This window comes from Priestia sp. YIM B13489 (assembly GCF_042787645.1).
In the GTDB taxonomy this organism is placed as follows: Bacteria; Bacillota; Bacilli; order Bacillales; family Bacillaceae_H; genus Priestia; species Priestia megaterium.
On sequence record NZ_JBHZOQ010000053.1, the window covers coordinates 2,932,060 to 2,945,633 of the forward strand.

Sequence of the window (13,574 nt, forward strand, 5' to 3'; positions counted from 1 at the left end):
AGTTTTTTATGTTCAAAAAAATTCTAAAGTGTTACGATTACAAATTTATTGCTGCGTTAATTGTTCTAAGCCTGATCGGTTTAATTATGGTTTATAGTGCCAGCATGGTAACAGCAATTAGCCGTTATGGTGTATCTGGGGATTATTTTTATAAAAAACAAAAGCTTGCTCTTATAGCAGGCTTTACCCTTTTCACATTAGCAGCTATCGTACCATATAAAATTTATCAAGAAAAAGCAGTATTAAAATTTTTATTAGGTGTCACTATTTCACTCCTTATTTTAGTTTTAGCTTTTGGACATACAGCAGGTAATGCACAAAGTTGGTTTAAAATAGGGCCTATTGCTATTCAGCCGTTAGAAATAACAAAATTAACGCTTATTATCTATTTAGCCGCTGTTTTTGCAAACAAACAAGAGTATATCAATGATTTAAAAAGGTCGATTCTTCCACCTATGGTGGTTGTGCTTTTTATTTGTTTCTTAATTATCTTGCAGCCTGACTATGGCGGAGCCTTGCTTATTTTAGGAACAGTTGCAGCTATTGTGTTATGTTCAGGGATTTCAAAGAAATCTATTTTAAAAATTAGTTTATTAGGCCTAATTGGAACACTTGTTATGTTAACCGTTTTATTAGTAACCGGAAACATGGATCTTTTGTTTTCTCCGGGGCGTTTAGCTCGTTTTACCGGATTCTTGCATCCTTTTGAAAATCAACAAGGCGATGGATATCAACTTGTTAATTCTTATGTGGCTATAGGAAACGGAGGAATATTAGGTATGGGATTAGGACAAGGCGTTCAAAAAACGGGCTACTTGCCTGAATCACATACGGATTTTATTATGGCCATTATTGCAGAAGAGCTGGGATTTTGGGGTGTACTTCTTGTATTGGGGCTACTGTTTTTTATTATTTTTAAAGGATTAAAAACAGCTATTAAGTGTCGTGATCCTTTTGGAGCACTGTTAGCTATCGGTATTTCCGTTATGATTGCTGTTCAAGTATTTGTAAACCTTGGGGCTGTCACGGGCCTTCTTCCTATTACTGGTGTCACCCTTCCTTTTATAAGCTTTGGAGGTTCTTCGCTTACATTGTTAATGCTTGCTGCAGGAATACTTACCAATGTTTCGATGTTTAACACGTACACTCAAACATTCAGAAGCCATTCAATGGAACAAGCTTATATAAGGAGTGTTTAGTCTGAATGGCTAAATGGTGTATGTTAGCTAGCGTTATTGTTATTAACAAGCTGCTACAGGAGACATACATCTCATTCTTTCAAGGAAGCTCACCCTTTATATTAAGACCATTGTTCGCTGCTATAACAAAAAGTCCTGACTATATATCAGGACTTTTCACTTTATTTACACAAATAATAAAGTTGCTTAGTTTCAATTGCTATATTTTTTTACTAGTAATCTATTAGAGAATAGATTTACTTCCTAAATAACGAGGGGCCCAGTAAGAATTGCTTAACGATGCAATAGTTACACCAGTTGAACTGCCAGCATGAATAAACTGCCCGTTTCCAATATAAATTCCAGCATGTGAAGGACCTCCAGTAGTATCAAAGAACACAATATCTCCTACATTTGGAGTAGATGTACTTTTTCCTGACTGATACAAGGTAGCTACTGTTCGCGGTACAGTTACTCCACCTCCATTTTTAAATACATAATAAATGAAACCGCTGCAATCGAAACCACTCGGAGACGTTCCTCCCCACACATATGGTACGCCTATGAATTTTTTGGAATAAGCAACAATATCACTAGCTGTCGCTTGCGTTGAACTATTGACAGTTGAAGAACCAGTGGAGCCGTTAGATGCGTTATTTAAGGCATTTAAAGTAGCCGGACCTACTATTCCATCCACGGCTAAGCCATGATCCCGTTGAAAATTCATAACAGCAGTTTGAGTAACTGTACCAAAATATCCTGTTGGTGTGGCATTAAAGTAACCTTTTCCCTTTAACAATTGCTGTACTTTTTCAACTTCATTGCTAGTCATTCCATATTTTAAAAGTGTACCGTTTGTAACCGTACTTGTTGAATTACCTATTAACGCTTGATATGTATTAGATCCTACAATTCCATCAGCGGTTAAACTATGAGAACGCTGAAAGCTTAAAACTGAATCTTTTGTAATTGAACCAAAATAGCCAGTCGAAGTAGCTGAAAATATCCCCTTCTGTCTTAAAACATCCTGTAATTCTTTTACGTCTGGATCTGTCATACCTTCTTTTAATAGCTTGTCTCCTAAAGCTGCCTGGCTTATTGTTGGTAACACAATCAATGACGAGCATAGAGCTAATGAAGAAATTATCTTTTTCACTAAGTATATCCCCCGATGTTATATTTTTCTTGTTCTTGACTATAAAATTTTAGCAGGGAGAAAGAGAAAAGAAACAACCTATTTGTGAATTTTTTGTGACATTTTCAAAAATCACTTGATTTATTAGGAGGTAACTATTTATTTTGTCATATAAAGTATAAATATACTTATAATGGTTAAATCTGTTGTTCTTGAACCTCATTTTTCTTTTTACTTATGTGACGCTAAATCTTGAATACAATAAAAAACCTTTCTGTAATGGTGGACACCAAAAGGAAAGATAGGATGCCAGCGCGAAGAGATAGGAGGAATAATGTGAGCAAATTAGTGTTTTTGAAGCGCCGGTTTAAATACTTACTTATTAAACTATTAAGATTAAAAGATCATTCACATAAAGTTGCGCTAGGTTTTAGTCTAGGTTCTGTTGTGAACTTTGTTCCTACCTTTGGATTGGGCCTTATAATATCCGTAGGTTTAGCTAAATTATGTAAAGGAAATAGCATAGCAGGCCTTATTGGTGGAATGTTTTTTATGTGGGCCTTTCCGTTGATGTTTTACTTGAATACAGTAGTGGGAGGATATATATTTCCAATCGACCTTAATCAAACTTTGCTTCAGAATGCAGATGAAGATTTAGATAATCGACTAGAACTAGGAGCGAAAGTAGGAAAGAATTTTTTAATAGGAATGGTTCTTAATAGCTTTTTGTTTGGAAGTATACTTTATATTGTTAGTTACTATATTATAAATCAGTACAGAGGCTTCCTCTTACACTACATCTATAAGAAATGGACAGTAAAAAAACACACTAAAAAAACGGATAATTAGCTTAATTTCAACATTTATCTTTAATTGTAAAGCGATATAGCTGAACATTTTTTTAAAAGGCATAGAGATAAATTAGCCCATAATTGATAACCATAGGTATCAATTATGGGCTTACGATCTTTGTTTCTGTTTTAAGATAAATATGGAGGAAATAAAGGACTGCTCTCATTCCTTTGTTGAAGATAATACAGTTTGTTTCACCCATTTTTTTCGATTTCTTTGGTCAATGATCCATTGATATAAACTTTGTATGCCTAGTATCAGAGAAATTATAACACCGCTCGCTGCCAGGATTAATGCAAAATATTCTACAGGATTGTACGCAAGTATATTTCTCCATTTGATTCTTCCAATAAAATCATTTACTACAAGCCCCATTCCAAGCATTTGACCTACTACGGAATAAAGAGTCAAAATCAGTAATAACAGGCTGTCTTTTTTCGCATTAACGTTTTCCTGGTATCTAAATAAACTCTCTAGAGATTGTTTAGCTTCCTTATATAACAACTCAATATTGAAATTTTTCCTAAGAAGATAGAAAATATCACGGCTCCGGGACTGAGATACTATTTCAAGCGAAAAATAATTGGCGGTAAAGGAATTAATGGAATAAATTAATTTTTCCATTTCTTTTACGTCTTTTTCAATATTTAGCTCTGTATAGGTATTAGCTAATTTTAATAAAACGATCTTGTGAAACAGATTTAATACAAGCCCGTAGTAAAATTCTCCATAAAACTGATTAGCTAAATCAGGAGTTGTACGTTCATCTTGAATCGTTATACAAGTAAAAATATGTTCTTCTATCAGAAAATAAGTGCTAGGAGCCCAGCGCTGATAAGCATGTTTTTGTAAATAATCTTGAATGTAAGGAAGGTTATTAGCATGAACATATGGCTTCCCCTCTACAGTTAAGCCGCAAAGACTTCCCATTCGATAAACATCAACTACATCGATTTTTTCATTTTTCTCTAATGCCACTAAAGATTGGACATACATTCTTTCATCTTCAAAAAAAGAAAAGGTTTCAAAATAAGAATTCTCCTTTGAATCACCTTCAAAAAAGCGGGAAAGCCCCTCAAAGAGGTTGTTAAATACAAATTCCCCTGCTCCCTTGTATATCTTGCCATCGCATTCAATTTTTGTACTGCTATCCTTTCGTGTTCGTGGTTCTAATACGCGAAAGCGATCTGCGAATTCTAAAGAATGAGACAATGACACAGACGTAAAGGGGTTCAACTCAGTTCGAATGGTTAAAAACCCAAGTTCATAAGGACATGTCGTTAAATCAACAGAGTGTATTTGAAAAAGAATGCATTCTGTATCTGTAATTAACTTACCTCTTATATTTAAAGGTTTTGAATATCTATGAAGGCCTTTTTCTTTTTCTGAGTGTGGAAAGAGTATCTTATTAGTGAAAGACAAATAATACGCCTCCATATCACGATGTGAGACTTTAAAATCGCCGTAATATGCACATTCGTCTTCTAGTTGATTTAATTGAAATAGCTTAAACCCGCTCTTATTTAAAAAAAGGGAGATACTAGATTCAGTTCCTTGCTTTAAGGAAAAAGGGAAAACAAATTGAAAGAGAGCTCTGTCTATCTTTTTTTCTTGGATATCAATTTGCTGCATTTGTTCTAATGTACTCCTTTCAATTATATATATCGTTTACCATTTTGCATCATAACGATCGATAGTAAACCTACTATATTTTTTCTTAATAAGAGTTCATTCAATTTAATAATTTAAAAACAGTAAAACAGCTCCACATAAAAATAAGTAGCCATACTACGATAATAATTGAACCCGCAACCCAATTTTTAGGTCGTTCATTTCCAATGAGCTCTTCTGCTTTGATTGTGCAGTCCTCTATAACACTTGCAGGTAGCATTTTCAAAGCAAGCATAATTCCTAAAGGAACAATGATTATATCGTCAATATAGCCTAAAACCGGTATAAAATCAGGAATTAAATCGATTGGACTGAAGGCATATGCAACAACACAAGCAGTAAATAATTTGATATACCAAGATACTCGTTCATCTTTATAAGCTAAATATAAGATAAATAGCTGCTTTTTTAACTTTTTAGCCCACAGCTTTAATTGATTAAGCATGTTTCCTAGTCTCCTTTGCTATATATCTGGACGGTTTGATGTAATATAAAATTACTTTTATTCTTTTTGATACCTACATATTTCTCTTATTAATAAATTTAGAACTATAAAAATAACTGATTAATGCAATCATCTTGATTTACAGCTAGTTTGGGAATAGCTTGAATAGGAGCCCAATAGTATGAAAAGATTAATCCTGCATCTTCCCCTTTAGAATTAACCTTATATTCCCACCGTTCTGCAGTTTTTTCTTTAATTTCCAAATGAAAAACATGTCGTTCATGATACTGGCTTTTACCTTCATGATGATAAATATATGTTTTCAATTTTGTTACTGATAAAAACTCCATTAATCCAGATTCTTCTTTGACCTCCCTATATAAAGCTTCTTCAATTGTTTCTCCCTGTTCTACAGTACCTGCTGGAACTTGAACTCCTGCTTCTGGATAATCTTTGTGTTTGTAAACTAATAACTCTGTATGATGACCATTAAACCTAGTTATGTAAGCCATAACTTTTGTTATCAACGTTTTACCCTGCATATTCGCTTCCTCCTATATATAGATACTAACCGTACAGATTTTTTCATCAGCAAACAAACTTCTTTAACTCCTAAGCATAAATCAGACATATTTTATTACATCTATTTTAATTGCAAAAATAATTAGTCTCATTGTTGTCATAATAAGCTGCTTTTACGGAAGGTTAACTGGTATGGGAATTGGAATGGTTAGTTTTGCTATTCTGATAGGATCTATAATCATCATATCAGTAAGTGAAATAATAGGAAAAGGCAAGAATCAAATTGATTCTTGCCTTTTTATCTTTATTTTCTTTCAAGAGAAGGTTGTGATACATTTTCGTATTCTGTAATTTTACAGATACGATTTTCATGACGGCCTCCAATAAATGGGGTTGTTAACCAAGTCTTCACAATTTCGCGGGCTAAACCTGGCCCAATTACTCGTTCCCCCATGGCTAAAATGTTCGTATCGTTGTGTTCACGCGTCATTTTAGCTGAAAAAACGTCATGAACAAGTGCGCAACGAATTCCTTTTACTTTGTTAGCGGCAATACTCATGCCAATTCCCGTACCGCAGATTAAAATTCCAAAATCCGCTTCTTCATTTGCTACTCGTTGGGCAACTGGAATCGCATAGTCCGGATAATCGACTGAACTGCTGCATTCACAGCCTAGATCTTCATATATTATGGACATTTCATCTAATAGATTTATAATCTCTTTACGAATATTTATCCCACCATGATCTGAAGCAATTATAACTTTCATAAGATTACTCTCCTTGTTCAGCTATAGTCTTAATTAAAATTCTAATGATTTTGGGAGTCTCTTTTTACCAATACGTTATTTCCTAGAACAATCTTCAGAACACTTCCCGTACCATGTTTTAACCCCTTCAGAGTTGTCTACATTCTCAATAACTTTCCCACATACTTGACAAACGATAGTTCCCTGTTTTACATTAACCTGCTTATTCATTTCTATTTCCTCCTTTTTATTAGAAAAATTCGTTTGTATTCAAATACATTTTTTTAGAGATCAATCATTGTATGTTAGAAAAGATATCCTTAAGCTAGAATGGTATCCAGTAAGCTGTATTTATCATCGTTACTAGATAACTTCGAATGAACTTTTTCAATATCTACATTAATTAAGTCATTTTCTTTGATTCCTACAGCTCTACCAGAATACCCTTTGAGTAATAATTCTACTGCTGTGACCCCCATTTTACTTGCTAATATACGATCAAATGCGGACGGCTGTCCTCCTCTTTGAATAAAACCCAATATACTTGTCCTGACGCTAATATCTAATCGATCCTCGACATATTTTTGCAGGTCTTGAATATCGTACATTTTTTCAGTAATCAGGATTAGGTTATCTTTTTTGCCGCTTTTCATTTTCTCGTTCAGTTTGGAACATATCTCTTCAAAACTTAATTTTCTCTCAGGTGTGGAGATAATTTCCCCTGCGCCTGCTAAAGCAGAGTACAGGGCTAAATCTCCGCAATATCTTCCCATAACTTCTACAATGGTAGTCTTTTCATGAGATAAATCTGTATCCTTAATTTTACCGAGGCATTCTAATATCGTATTTAATGTAGTATCAAATCCAATTGAATAATCTGTGTAAGATAAATCATTATCAATCGTTGCCGGTATACCAATGACATTTACACCTAATTGATGTAATTTTTGTGTTCCTTTAAAAGAGCCTTCACCGCCGATTACCACTAAATGATTAATTCCATAATCCTTTAATACACTTAAGGCTTTCATTCTGCCCGACTCTTTCATAAATTCTGCGCAGCGGGAGGTTTTTAAAAATGTCCCGCCTTTATCCGCAATGTAGTCTACATCCGTAGAGGTTAATCTATGAAGTTTACCTTCTATTAAACCTTGGTAACCACCCTCAATTCCCATTACCTCTATGTTATGATAGTTAGCTGTTTTTACTACTGCTCTAATAGCAGCATTCATTCCTGGAGCGTCTCCACCACTTGTTAAAACTCCTAGCTTCATCATTGCCATACACCCCTGTTATTCTTATCCATGTAAGAAAGTTGGCCGACAGTCTCTAGAAACTAATTGTCCGCCCCTCCTAGTAGTACAAATTTCTTTCAAACAAGAATCAACTAGTTTTTTCTAATCGATCAACTGTATTTTTTTTAATAGCTCTTCCTGATTGTTTTAATAAAAAAGCTACGATAAAGGACGCTACGAACATGCTGACACCTAGAAATGTCATACTAGCATTAAAAGATCCGGTCATATCTTTAATATATCCCACGATGTAAGGTCCGAAGAAACCACCTAGATTACCAATACTATTAATAAGGGCAATGGCACCTGCAGCAGCAGCTTCCGTTAAGAAAGACGGTGGAATTGCCCAAAACGGAGAATATGCTCCGAACGCTCCGCAAAGACTGATCGTTAAGAATATAAATGATAAAACAATGTTCATATTTGCAACGTAGCTACTGATAATCAATGCCACGCCACTTGTTACTAAGCAAGCAACTACGTGAAAGCGTCTTTCATTTTTCTTATCAGAGTGGTTACTAACCAACATCATGGTTACCATTGCACAAACATACATTAATCCTAAAATCCACCCCATAGCATGCGTGCTAAGAGAAGTCGTTTTAGATAAACCTTCTGAAATTGTCGGTAAAAACATGACGATGCCGTAGTAGCCAACCATCCAGAAAAAGTATCCTAAAGATAAGGTTAATACGTCACGGTCTTTTAAGGCCTGAGCGAATGTATAGTGTTTGGCTTCCTGCTTTTCTAACTTCTCTTTTGTTGTAACGTCGATTAACCATTTCTTCTCCTCGTTAGTCAGCCATTTTACATCCTCAAGCTTATCGTCAAGATAGAAGAAACATATCACACCTAAGATTAAAGCTGGAATCGCTTCCAAAATGAAAAGCCATTGCCATCCATCCATGTTTAACCAGTCAATACCTAATAAATAAGTAGAAAGAGGAGATCCTATTGCATTAGCACCAGGGATCGCAATCATAAATCCAGCAATTGCTTTTGCATGATGTTTTGTTTGATAAAAACCACTTAGATAAAAGACCATACAAGGATAAAAGCTAGCTTCAGCAATTCCTAAAAGAAATCTTGCTGTATAAAACTGCCATGGTGTTTGGATAAAAGCCATTAAAATAGCAATTACTGCCCATGTAATCATGATTCTACTAATCCATCTTCTAGCCCCGACCTTTGTCATCATAGCACTGCCAGGTACTTCTAAAAGGAAATAGCCAAGAAAGAAAATTCCTGCCCCTAATCCAAAAACAGCATTAGAAAAACCTAAATCTTCATTCATTTGTAATGCAGCAAACCCAATATTTACTCGATCAAGTATCGATATGGTAAAACATAAAAATAGAAATGGAATGAGCCTTAACGTTACTTTTTTAGTAGTTGAACGTTCTAAGTTAATTGGATCCAAAATAATTCCTCCCTGGGTTACCATCCTTCTATTCTTCATACTCTTCAGTCTTTGACCTGAGTGTTTGCTCTAGGCTAATTGACAGAAAGAATTAAAAGTTTACATAAAAGATGATTGATCTATTTCTAAGTCTGAGTAAATCTAGTCCCTACTTCTGTAATCCCTTTCATATGGGAATATAAAAAATGAAAAAGCGAAGTATCCCCCTGTATTATTTATCATTTAAAAAAGTAAGAACTACTAGAAAATATCATACACCAAAACCTTACTAGCGATATGAAAACACTATAAATCTACTTTCTACTTTCTATCCTAATAATCCAAAACATTTGTAATGCACGATAACGATAAAAAACGCTTACATTTTTGAATCCTTCTGCTAATCTCTTCAAAAAATATCGAGCTGTAAAGAATAATGAATTTTAAGATTTACATTACCTCCGTTTTATAGATTTAGCTACTTGTATACTAAGTTACCTTATATAAACAGTGTACTTACATACCTATCAATTGTCAATATAATTATTATATTAAATATTTTCTGAACCTTATTAAAAATGAAAAGAAATACACAGTTAGTTTGGAAAGAAAACACTGAATCTTACTCATTTTATGCTGTCTTTTCAACAGCAAAAAGACAGCTACACTTTAGCTGCCTTTTACCTCTATATTTGGTATTATTCTAATAAAAAATTAGTTGGAATTAAGCTTTCCAATAACGATCATATAAATTTTGCATGTGAAAACTCATAATTCTCACAGCTTCTTCTTCATTATGCTGTTCAATAGCATTAATAAGTAATTTATGCTCATTAAAATTAACTTCTCGGTAGTCAGGTCTCGTGACGGTTCGATCTCTTATAAACTTCCACATTTCCTGCTGTTTCATCGCATTGCTAATAGCTGCCATAATACTAATAAATAAATCATTATGAGAAGCCTTTGCTATACCATTATGTAGGGCTTCATCTGTTTCTGGTACATACACGCCTGCGTTCGTTTCTTCCTCCATCTTATCAATTGTTGCACGCAGATCCTTAATGTCTTCTTCTGTAGCTCTCAAAGCTGCAAAACGTACAATAAGAGGCTCTATGTTCATTCTTGCTTCCACAATGTCTTCAGGGGAGGTAGATTCCGTTAAAAGTGTGGATTGAGAATTTTCAGCTTCTGTTTGAAACTCTTTAACATATACACCTTCTCCTTGGCGAGAATAAATAAAACCGTTCAATTCTAGGGCGCTAAGGGCTTGTCTAACAGGTACTCGACTTACACCAAATTGTTCACACAGCTCCCTTTCAGCAGGGAGTTTGTCTCCTACTTGGAACGCTCCAGATTGAATTTCAGAAAGAATTTGATTATAAATTTGAATATATAATTTATTATTGGAAACTGGATTAAAACTAATGGAAATCACTTCTCTCTATAATTATTAGCTCATTTTATTCATAATTAAGTAGACATAATTATTATATACTGTTCTATTTTTAGGGGCAACAAGCCTAGCACCTTCTAGCAAAAAAATCCTTATTTATGTAGTCAGTTTCTCATTTCACTAATAATTTTATCAATAAACAGCTATACAGGCATACCATAATGGCATGCCTGTATAACAAACTTGAATATCAATCCATATGTGAGCCACCGTTTATATCAATTTCTTCTCCTGTAATATAAGAAGCTTCTTTTGAAGCTAAAAAGGCAATTGTAGCTGCGATTTCTTTTACTTCACCTGGTCTCCCCATAGGAATACTATCAATCACAGACTTTGCATCTTCTTCAGGAAGGGATTTCCAAATTTCTGTATTAACGAGTCCAGGAGCTACACAGTTAACCGTAATACCATCTAAGGCTACCTCGCGCGCTAAGTTCTTTGAAAAACCTAGTACTGCGGCCTTAGATGCCGAGTAGTGCGGTCCTCCAAAAACTCCTCCACCTCTTTTAGCCGAAACAGAAGACAGGCTTATAATTCGACCATACTTTTGATCTTTCATTGTCTCTAATACTGCTTGCGTACATAGAAACAATCCAAACATATTGACGTTAAACACTTTTGTAATGTCTTCAAGCGTCATATCTTGAACGGTAACCTTTTGAGAAATCCCTGCATTATTAATTAAAATATCAATTCTGCCGAATTCTTCAAGTGTTTGTTTAACCATCGCATCGCAAGAATCTTTACTTGTTACATTTAACTCTATTCCTAGGGCTTTGCCGCCAGCTTCTTTTATTTCATTTACGGTATCCTGCACGCCATCAAAATTGATATCTGCTATAACAACAGCTGCTCCTTGCTCTGCAAGTGTCAGGGCGATTGTACGTCCAATTCCTTTTTTGGAACCGCTACCAGTAATAATTGCTACTCTCTCTTTTAAATCAAACATATTATATTTCCCCCATCTTGTTAGCTTTATCTATTTAATATAGTTAGTCTTAAATCAATTCTTTAGCTGTTTTGATAATATTTTCTACAGTAATTCCATTTAACTCTAATAGTTTTTCATAAGGTGCAGATTGTCCAAATTGATCCTGTACACCAATTCTTCGAACTGTACCTTTTCCCTCTTCCGCAACTACTTCACATACGGCACTGCCAAGGCCGTTTAGAATATTGTGGTCTTCAACCGTAATGATTTTTCCGATATTTAAGCAATCAACCACTGCTTCTCGATCTAAAGGCTTAATCGTATGCATGTCTAGTAATTTCACAGATATGCCTTGTTTCTCTAATTCTTTCGTTGCCTCTAAAGCGAGTCGTACTGTATCGCCGTTGGCAATAATAGCGATGTCGCTTCCATCTTTAATTTTCTTCGCTTTTCCAATTGTAAACTCTTCATTTTCATCGTAAATCATTGGAACCGTATCGCGAGTAAAACGAAGATATACAGGTCCGTACACTTTAGCAGCTTGTTCTACTAGCTTTCTAGTAGAATAATAGTCAGCTCCCATAATGACGGTCATATTTGGAACCGATCTTAATACACCCATATCTTCTATAGCTTGATGACTTCCGCCATCATTAGCTGGCGTTAACCCCCCGTGTGAACAAGCAATCTTTACATTTAAGTTAGGATAGCAGACTTCTTGTCTAATTTGTTCAAGCATTCTTAACGAACCAAAAACCGCGTAAGTGCTTACAAAAGGAATTTTACCAGTCGTAGCAAGTCCAGCTGCTAACCCAGCCGCATTTTGCTCTGCAATTCCTACATTAATATGCTGGTCAGGTAATTGCTTGATAAAGTTTACTGTTTTACACGACTTTGCAATATCTACATCAATGACATAAATATTCTTATTTTCTTTCCCTAATTTTACGATTTCATCTCCAAAGGCCTCTCTCGTAGCTTTTTTTACAGTAAGATCTTTTTCTAGTATGCTCATTATCTTAAACCTCCTGCTACTTCTTCCATTGCTTGATGATATTGTTCTTCATTAGGAGCAACTCCGTGCCAATCAGCCACATCCTCCATGAACGAAACGCCTTTACCTTTTACCGTGTCACAAATGATACATTTTGGTCTTCCATTCTTCGCTACTCTTACTTCATCCAATGTTGCTACAATCTCTTCCATGGAGTGTCCATTAATTCGCTTTGTTTCAAAACCAAATGCATCAAATTTTTTCTCTAAATCTTGCAATGGCATAATTTCATCACAAAATCCATCGATTTGAAGTCTGTTATTATCTACAAACACAACTAAATTATCTAATTGGTACTTAACTGCTGTTTGAGCAGCTTCCCAAATTTGTCCTTCTTGACATTCTCCGTCTCCTACTAAAGAAAAAACTCTATAGTCTTTAAAATCTCGTTTACCTGCGATTGCCATACCTACGCCACACGAAAGTCCTTGTCCTAGTGAGCCTGTTGAAATATCAATACCTTTGCACTTTTTCATATCTGGATGCCCTTGAAACGGAGAACCGTATTCTCTTAACGTGTATATCGTTTCATAGGGAACGAATCCTCGTAAAGCTAAAGCGGAATACTGAATGGGACAAACGTGACCTTTAGAAAGTACAAATCTATCGCGATCTTCCCAGTTAGGGTTGTGCGAATCAACATTCATTTCTTTAAAATAAAGCGCTGCCATAATATCAGCCGCAGAAAGTGAACCTCCTGGATGGCCAGACTGTGCTCCATAAATCATTGTAAGAGCTGTTTTTCTTAATTGAATGGCTTTTTCTTTTAATTCTTCAATACTAATTTCTTTCATTTTAGTCACCTCATTAATTTATGACTTGCTGTTTTCTAAATGATATATTCATTAACATATAATTTAGTATACTTAGGTAACTTGTATACTAATTAGC

At 34.9% G+C, this 13,574-nt stretch carries 14 protein-coding genes; 2 read left to right on the plus strand and 12 right to left on the minus strand.

The features are described from left to right. Window positions 1-8: 8 nt before the first annotated feature. Window positions 9-1,199: an FtsW/RodA/SpoVE family cell cycle protein gene (locus ACFX4W_RS20850; protein WP_237074744.1), complete on the plus strand. Its 1,191-nt coding sequence runs from the start codon at window positions 9-11 to the stop codon at window positions 1,197-1,199. Window positions 1,200-1,422: 223 nt separating this feature from the next. Here ACFX4W_RS20850 and ACFX4W_RS20855 read toward each other — a convergent pair whose 3' ends face one another. After that, the gene (locus tag ACFX4W_RS20855; protein WP_043980712.1) at window positions 1,423-2,334 is read right to left on the minus strand and encodes a C40 family peptidase; all 912 of its coding nucleotides are present in this window, start codon (window positions 2,332-2,334) and stop codon (window positions 1,423-1,425) included. Between the two features lie 315 nt (window positions 2,335-2,649). Here ACFX4W_RS20855 and ACFX4W_RS20860 point away from each other — a divergent pair, with 315 nt between their 5' ends. Continuing rightward, window positions 2,650-3,162 (plus strand): DUF2062 domain-containing protein, encoded by a 513-nt coding sequence (locus tag ACFX4W_RS20860; RefSeq protein ID WP_043980711.1) that lies wholly within the window; start codon window positions 2,650-2,652, stop codon window positions 3,160-3,162. A gap of 165 nt (window positions 3,163-3,327) precedes the next feature. On the opposite strand, the gene ACFX4W_RS20865 is transcribed toward ACFX4W_RS20860, so the two are convergent. The 11 genes from ACFX4W_RS20865 to ACFX4W_RS20915 form a co-directional block, all read right to left on the minus strand. Further along, window positions 3,328-4,797 (minus strand): hypothetical protein, encoded by a 1,470-nt coding sequence (locus ACFX4W_RS20865; protein WP_043980710.1) that lies wholly within the window; start codon window positions 4,795-4,797, stop codon window positions 3,328-3,330. Window positions 4,798-4,897: 100 nt separating this feature from the next. Beyond that, a complete protein-coding gene (locus ACFX4W_RS20870; RefSeq protein ID WP_043980709.1) occupies window positions 4,898-5,281 on the minus strand; it encodes a YkvA family protein in 384 nt (127 codons plus the stop codon). 104 nt (window positions 5,282-5,385) lie between these two features. After that, window positions 5,386-5,823 carry an NUDIX hydrolase gene (locus ACFX4W_RS20875; protein ID WP_162213977.1) on the minus strand — a complete coding sequence of 146 codons (438 nt, stop codon included), beginning with the start codon at window positions 5,821-5,823 and terminating at the stop codon, window positions 5,386-5,388. Between the two features lie 284 nt (window positions 5,824-6,107). Then, a complete protein-coding gene (gene rpiB, locus ACFX4W_RS20880) occupies window positions 6,108-6,572 on the minus strand; it encodes a ribose 5-phosphate isomerase B (RefSeq protein ID WP_165575318.1) in 465 nt (154 codons plus the stop codon). 75 nt (window positions 6,573-6,647) lie between these two features. Next, the gene (locus ACFX4W_RS20885) at window positions 6,648-6,782 is read right to left on the minus strand and encodes a GapA-binding peptide SR1P (RefSeq protein ID WP_107917869.1); all 135 of its coding nucleotides are present in this window, start codon (window positions 6,780-6,782) and stop codon (window positions 6,648-6,650) included. Window positions 6,783-6,871: 89 nt separating this feature from the next. Further along, on the minus strand, window positions 6,872-7,828 hold the full coding sequence (gene pfkA, locus ACFX4W_RS20890; protein WP_162213975.1) for a 6-phosphofructokinase: 957 nt from the start codon (window positions 7,826-7,828) through the stop codon (window positions 6,872-6,874). 106 nt (window positions 7,829-7,934) lie between these two features. After that, the gene (locus ACFX4W_RS20895; protein WP_237074739.1) at window positions 7,935-9,266 is read right to left on the minus strand and encodes an MFS transporter; all 1,332 of its coding nucleotides are present in this window, start codon (window positions 9,264-9,266) and stop codon (window positions 7,935-7,937) included. Window positions 9,267-9,969: 703 nt separating this feature from the next. Continuing rightward, a complete protein-coding gene (locus tag ACFX4W_RS20900) occupies window positions 9,970-10,680 on the minus strand; it encodes a FadR/GntR family transcriptional regulator (protein ID WP_043980704.1) in 711 nt (236 codons plus the stop codon). Between the two features lie 208 nt (window positions 10,681-10,888). Then, the gene (locus ACFX4W_RS20905; RefSeq protein WP_043980703.1) at window positions 10,889-11,647 is read right to left on the minus strand and encodes an SDR family NAD(P)-dependent oxidoreductase; all 759 of its coding nucleotides are present in this window, start codon (window positions 11,645-11,647) and stop codon (window positions 10,889-10,891) included. Between the two features lie 49 nt (window positions 11,648-11,696). Beyond that, complete coding sequence (locus ACFX4W_RS20910; RefSeq protein WP_013056350.1) at window positions 11,697-12,644, minus strand: transketolase family protein; 948 nt, start codon at window positions 12,642-12,644, stop codon at window positions 11,697-11,699. Beyond that, window positions 12,644-13,495, minus strand: a complete 852-nt coding sequence (locus ACFX4W_RS20915) for a transketolase (protein ID WP_308115081.1) — start codon at window positions 13,493-13,495, stop codon at window positions 12,644-12,646. The genes ACFX4W_RS20910 and ACFX4W_RS20915 overlap by 1 nt, the downstream gene beginning before the upstream one ends. Window positions 13,496-13,574: the final 79 nt, after the last annotated feature.

Coding starts and splice junctions, on each gene's coding strand:
- ACFX4W_RS20850 (WP_237074744.1), top strand. CDS start 9: ATGTTCAAAAAAATTCTAAAGTGTTACGATTACAAATTTATTGCTGCG.
- ACFX4W_RS20875 (WP_162213977.1), bottom strand. CDS start 5,823: ATGCAGGGTAAAACGTTGATAACAAAAGTTATGGCTTACATAACTAGG.
- ACFX4W_RS20870 (WP_043980709.1), bottom strand. CDS start 5,281: ATGCTTAATCAATTAAAGCTGTGGGCTAAAAAGTTAAAAAAGCAGCTA.
- ACFX4W_RS20905 (WP_043980703.1), bottom strand. CDS start 11,647: ATGTTTGATTTAAAAGAGAGAGTAGCAATTATTACTGGTAGCGGTTCC.
- pfkA (WP_162213975.1), bottom strand. CDS start 7,828: ATGATGAAGCTAGGAGTTTTAACAAGTGGTGGAGACGCTCCAGGAATG.
- ACFX4W_RS20910 (WP_013056350.1), bottom strand. CDS start 12,644: ATGAGCATACTAGAAAAAGATCTTACTGTAAAAAAAGCTACGAGAGAG.
- ACFX4W_RS20865 (WP_043980710.1), bottom strand. CDS start 4,797: ATGCAGCAAATTGATATCCAAGAAAAAAAGATAGACAGAGCTCTCTTT.
- ACFX4W_RS20885 (WP_107917869.1), bottom strand. CDS start 6,782: ATGAATAAGCAGGTTAATGTAAAACAGGGAACTATCGTTTGTCAAGTA.
- rpiB (WP_165575318.1), bottom strand. CDS start 6,572: ATGAAAGTTATAATTGCTTCAGATCATGGTGGGATAAATATTCGTAAA.